General features: G+C 67.4%; 3 protein-coding genes and 1 pseudogene. 3 read left to right on the plus strand and 1 reads right to left on the minus strand.

The window, feature by feature from the left end; genetic code table 11:
* A pseudogene (locus tag AC6EI8_RS24835) lies at positions 1 to 475 on the minus strand (hypothetical protein); the annotation flags it as partial.
* Positions 476 to 1,207: 732 nt separating this feature from the next.
* Here AC6EI8_RS24835 and AC6EI8_RS24840 point away from each other — a divergent pair.
* The 3 genes from AC6EI8_RS24840 to AC6EI8_RS24850 form a co-directional block, all read left to right on the plus strand.
* The gene (locus AC6EI8_RS24840; RefSeq protein ID WP_149318515.1) at positions 1,208 to 1,990 is read left to right on the plus strand and encodes a GntR family transcriptional regulator; all 783 of its coding nucleotides are present in this window, start codon (positions 1,208 to 1,210) and stop codon (positions 1,988 to 1,990) included.
* A gap of 52 nt (positions 1,991 to 2,042) precedes the next feature.
* The gene (locus tag AC6EI8_RS24845) at positions 2,043 to 3,200 is read left to right on the plus strand and encodes a tripartite tricarboxylate transporter substrate binding protein (protein WP_149318516.1); all 1,158 of its coding nucleotides are present in this window, start codon (positions 2,043 to 2,045) and stop codon (positions 3,198 to 3,200) included.
* Positions 3,197 to 4,114: aconitase family protein (locus AC6EI8_RS24850; RefSeq protein ID WP_498383170.1), on the plus strand; the 918-nt coding region annotated here is incomplete at its 3' end. The genes AC6EI8_RS24845 and AC6EI8_RS24850, both read left to right, overlap by 4 nt.

The raw sequence follows: 4,114 nt of genomic DNA on the forward strand, positions 1-4,114 counted from the left end.
CATCGCCAATGCTTGCCATGCCGCCGGCACCGCCGTTGCCGCCGGCACCGCCATTGCCGCTGTTGCCGCCATTGCCGCCGGTGCCACCCATGGCATTGCCGCCGGTGCCCGCGCCACCGCGGCCGCCGGCGCCGCCGCTGGCATTACCCAGCTGGCGGGCCACGTTGCCGATATGGCTGACGGTGAGGCCGCTGACCGTGCCGTTCAGGCGCGTCATGGCGACCGCACGGCTGGTGTTGAAGGCATTGGAGAAGTTGGCGGTCGAGGTGGAGCCGTTGTTTGCCGCAGTCGTGCCAAGGCCCTCAGCCCATGCGCGTCCGCGGTTCTCCGAATTGGTCTTGGTCGTGGTGGTGGTGTCGTTGTCGGTGACATTGACATTCACCGCCACGGCGTCGTCGGTTGCGGTCTGTGCCAAGGCGTGCCCTGTCACCCCGAGAGTCAGGGCGACGGCGGACGCGAGTAAGGTCTTTTTCATACATAGCTCCCAGGAGGAATGTTCTCTGCGACTCAGCCCGGCGCCGCGCTCGTCAGACGGAAAACGAAGCGGTAGCCAGGTCATGGTCCGGCATTGGCCAAACCGAAGCGCCCTGCGCATATTCGGTGCCAGCACCCCCCGCAGGCGTCGCTTTCCCTTGTAAAACAAGGCCAAAATGGCCCTGCTGCGGTGCAAGATCCCGCTTTCGGTGCGACACTGGGAGCCTAAATACTGTGAATCGGAACAGACATGTCACATCGCTGTGACAGCGGCCGGAAAGTGGCGTCGCGCGGCGATTCCGATTGCGCGAGAAAAATATGTTTATCGCCGGATAGTTAAGTCGGGATGCCGATAAAACCGAACCGGCTGACGTGGCGTTACGGAATTGAAACGAGGAATCGGACAGGGCGCAGGTGGTGTTTTTTTAAGCACGTCCTGCATTGGGGGGATGTTTCGGATGGACCGCATCGCGGATCATTGGCGGCCGTTGCCGGGGCGCGCTTCATGCGTCGCTTCCCGTAGCGGAAATGCTGGCTGGAAATCGCTCGCCGGATTGCACCGGAAATTGTGTCGACATTGCGCCGACGTTGTTCCGCCAAGGCCAGTGACCGGCCGGCCCAGCCAATGTGCGAATTCACACGGCGGCACGTATTCCGTTGTCACTTTGATCCATGTCTGATTTAAAGTACATTAAACTAATTGCCGACCTGTCGTCGACTCGCAAGGGAAACCATGAGTGAAGCCGTCGTTCCCCTGTATCACCAGATTTACGTGGTGCTGCGCCAACAGATTGTGGAAGGCCGTTTTGGCCAGGGGCCTCTGCCGGGCGAGATCGACCTGGCCAAGCAATTCCATGCCTCGCGCGTGACCATGCGCCGTGTGTTCGATCGCCTGGTGCAGGAAGGCCTGGTGCGCCGCCATCGCGGCCTGGGCACCTTCGTCAATCCGCATCCGATCGCGCCGGCCGCCAATGCGCCACGCACCGTCAGCCTGCTGGACAACCTGCTGGACATGGGCCAGAAGACCTCGGTCAACGTGATCTCGATCGAGGAGGTGCAGGCCGCCCCGGACGTCGCCGAATCGCTGTGCCTGCAGCCCGGCGATCCCGTCACCAAGGTGGTGCGCGTGCGCCATTACCACGGCGAGCCGCTGTCCCATATCACCGTCTATGTGCCGGCCGACCTGGGCCGCCATCTGACGCGCAAGGATCTGGAGACCACGCCGATCCTGCGGCTGCTCGAGAACCGCGGCGGCCTGAAGCTGGGCCGTGCCACGCAGGTGTTGTCGGCGCGCTTGGCCGACGTGGTGGTGGCCCCGCTGCTCGAGGTGCCGGTCGGCGCCGCGCTGCTGGCGACCCGCCGCGTGGTGCAGGACAAGTCCGGCCGGCCGATCCAGCTGCTGCTCGGGCAGTACCGGCCCGACCGCTACGAATACCGGATGGAGCTGTCGCCGGCAGGCGGCGACAGCGCCAACGTCTGGGTCGACAACGGGACCCGCACCAGCTTGCGCGACTGACGCAGGCGCGCCATGCTGCGCGCTTCGACGATCAGACAAGGAGACTCGCGTCATGCCGCTGCATCGAGCCAGCCGTTCCCTTCTGCCGCCGGCGCACCCCGCCGGCATCGTCAAGACACGCCGCGCCGCGCTCAGGCTGGGCGCGGCCACGCTGCTGACATCGCTGGCGTCGCCGATACCGCTGCTGCCGCTGCTCGCGCCGTCCAGCGCCATCGGCGCAACCAACGGGAACGCCGGGCAGGCGAGCACATCCGGCACATCGGCGACATCGGGCACCTCCGCGACATCCGGCACGTCGGCGGCCCCGCTTGGCCAGATCGCCGGCGGCAAGCCCATCCGCATCCTGGTCGGCGCGCCGGCCGGCGGCACCACCGATACGCTGGCCCGCACCATCGCCAACGAGATGGGCAAGCTGCTGGACCAGTCCGTCGTGGTCGAGAACCGCCCGGGCGCCGGCGGCAATATCGCCGCCGAGCTGGTGGCGCAGAGCGCGCCGGACGGCAGCACGCTGCTGATGAGTTTCACCAGCCATACCATCAACGCGACGCTGTACAAGAACCTGCCCTTCGATCCCGTCGCCGATTTCACGCCGATCACGCTGGTGGCCAGCGTGCCAAGCGTGCTGGTCGCCCATCCGTCGGTGCCGGCCAACAATGTCGCCGAGCTGATCCAGCTGGCCAAGTCCCGTCCCGGCAAACTGAACTTCGGCATCGGCGCCGTCGGCTCGTCGGTGCATCTGGCCGGCGACATGTTCAAGATGATGACCGGCACGTACATCGTCAACATTCCGTACAAAGGTACGACGCCGGCAGTGACCGACCTGCTGTCGGGCCGCGTCGAGCTGATGTTCGCCAGCACCCTGAACGTGCTGCCGCATATCAAGGCCGGCAAGCTCAAGGCGCTTGGGGTCACCAGTCCGGCGCCGCTGCCGCAGCTGCCGGGCGTGCCGCCGATCTCGCAGACGGTCAAGGGCTTCGAGTCCAATGCCTGGTTCGGGCTGTTCGGCCCGGCAGGGCTGCCGCCCGAAGTCACGCGCACGCTCTATCAGGCCGCGCGCCGGGGCCTGGAGACGCCATCGGTGGCTAAGCGCCTCGAAAGCGATGGCGCGCAGCCGGTCGCCAGCACGCCCGAGGCCTTCAGCGCCTTCGTCAAGCAGGACATCAAGCGCTGGGCCACCGTGGTGCGCTATTCGGGGGCCAAGGTGGAATGAGCCGTGCCGGCGCCGGGACCGCCCCGGCGCAAACCCTCGCACAGAAGCTGGTCGCCCGCGCCGCGGGCCTGGACCGCGCGACGCCCGGCACCGTGGTGACCTGCAAGGTCGATCTGGCGATGTCGCACGACTCCAGCGGACCGCGCCGCGTCGCGCCGCTGCTGCGCGAGCTGGGCGCCAAGGTCTGGGACCCCGAGCGCTTCGTCGTCGTGACCGACCACTTCGTGCCCGCCGCGGATGCCGAGGCCGAGGCGATCGTCCGCTTCACGCGCGACTGGGTCCGCGAACAGCGCCTGCCGCATCTGATCGACAACGAAGGGATCTGCCACGTGGTGCTGCCCGAGCGCGGCTACGTGCTGCCGGGCCAGTTCATCGTCGGCGGCGACAGCCACAGTCCCACCGGGGGCGCGTTCGGCGCCTATATGTTCGGCATCGGCGCCACCGAGATGGCGGGCGTGCTGGCCACCGGCGAGATCTGGCTGCGCGTGCCGCAGACCATCCGCATCCAATGGGACGGCACGCTGGCCGACGGCGTCTGCGCCAAGGACATCATGCTGTTCCTGTGCGCCCGGCTCGGACTGGGCGGCGGCCGCTACGAGGCGATCGAATATGCCGGCACGGCGGTGACCGCGCTGTCGATGCAGGAGCGGATGACGCTGACCAATATGAGCGCCGAGCTGGGCGCGCAGACGGGCCTCGTCGCACCGGACGCCACCACGCTGCAATGGCTTGAACAGGCCGGCGTGCCCGCCGCCACGCTGGCGCAGATCGATATCGAGCACTGGCGCAGCGATGCCGATGCGCCGCTGCTGCAAACCCATCGCTTCGACGCCGCCGCCCTGGCGCCGCAGGTCGCCGCGCCGCACTCGCCGGCCAACGGCGCGCCGGTCAGCGACGCCCAGGGCCAGCCGATC

It is taken from the genome of Cupriavidus sp. R6-3 (genome assembly GCF_059772245.1).